Annotated in this window: 2 protein-coding genes; one reads left to right on the forward strand and one right to left on the reverse strand. The window is 68.8% G+C overall.

Features of this window, described 5'->3' with window-relative positions; all coding sequences use genetic code 11:
* On the forward strand, window positions 1-148 hold a 148-nt coding region (locus AD89_RS19060; RefSeq protein ID WP_035321555.1), incomplete at its 5' end, for a MoaD/ThiS family protein.
* A 32-nt stretch (window positions 149-180) separates the two neighbouring features.
* Here AD89_RS19060 and AD89_RS0117710 read toward each other — a convergent pair.
* Window positions 181-842, reverse strand: a 662-nt coding sequence (locus AD89_RS0117710) for a rhodanese-like domain-containing protein (RefSeq protein WP_025781028.1), incomplete at its 5' end; no start/stop codon positions are given.

Below are 842 nucleotides of genomic sequence, written 5' to 3' on the forward strand. Positions count from 1 at the left end.
GACCCTCGCCGAGGCGGCTGGTACCCAAGCCGCGACCGTGCTGTCGCGTTCGAGCTTCCTCGTCAATTCCGTGGCCGCGACCGATAAGTCGGTGCCTTTGGCCGATGGTGACACCGTCGATGTCCTCCCGCCGTTCGCCGGCGGGTGAGGTTCTGAGCGGCGAGATCGGTGGACGCCACGTCAGCGCTGCTGAGGAGTCGGCTGCGACAGAAAGGCGAGGTATCCGCCGTTGACCGAGGTCACCGCGGCGCCCTGTGAGCGCAGCTGTGCTGCGGTCTTCGCCGAGCGCACCCCCGACCGGCAGTAGAGTGCGATCCCTGACTGCTGCATGGGATCCGACCCGACGGGCAGCCTGCCGGGGTCGGCGAGGAGCTCGTCCATCGGAATGTGAATGGCGCCGGGGACCATCCCCGAGGCGACCTCGTCGTCCTCGCGGATGTCGACGAGGACGGAGGTCTCGTCGAGCTCCGACCAGGTGACGGCGGCCGGCCCCAGAGGACTCTCTCCGGTGTTCGTGCCGGCTGCGCCCTCGGTGCCGTCGTCGAGGCCGAGCGAGTCGAACGTGTGCTGGGTGTAATCGCTGCGATGCATCTCGAGGTCGGTGACCGGAGTTCGACCGGGGATCGGCTGCACCGGCACGGTCTCCCAGCCGGCATCGAGACTGCTGTGGATCGCCACGCTGTTGTACAGCGGTGTGCCGATTCCGGTGAGCACCTTGATGGCTTCCATCGCCATGGCGGATCCGATGCTTCCGCACAGGGGGCCGAGGACTCCGGCGACCGAGCAGTCGGGCACGCTGCCGGGGGCGGGGACCTCGGGATAGAGGTCGCGCAGGGTGGCGC

The organism is Brevibacterium sp. VCM10 (genome assembly GCF_000583215.1).
GTDB classification, from domain to species: domain Bacteria; phylum Actinomycetota; class Actinomycetes; order Actinomycetales; family Brevibacteriaceae; genus Brevibacterium; species Brevibacterium linens.